Source organism: Arthrobacter sp. K41, from assembly GCF_059089645.1.
In genome coordinates, this window is record NZ_JBNHEW010000023.1 from 1 (window position 1) to 213 (window position 213).

Annotated in this window: 1 protein-coding gene; it reads right to left on the bottom strand. The window is 65.3% G+C overall.

All coding sequences use genetic code 11. From position 1 onward, the window contains the following. Window positions 1–213: L-serine ammonia-lyase, iron-sulfur-dependent, subunit alpha (locus AC5RTE_RS17185; RefSeq protein WP_494042586.1), on the bottom strand; the 213-nt coding region annotated here is incomplete at both ends.

Here is a 213-nt window from a genome sequence, read left to right on the forward strand (position 1 = left end):
TTCCGGTCTCGCGCATGGTCACAATGACCTCATCCAGGGACACCCGGTGGGAGCCGTCACCCCAGAGCGCCATCTTCGCCGCGTTGATCGCCTTCGCAGCGGCGATCGCGTTCCGCTCAATGCAGGGCACCTGCACCAGCCCGCCAATCGGATCACACGTCAGGCCCAGGTTATGCTCCATCGCGATCTCGGCAGCGTTCTCCACCTGCGCCG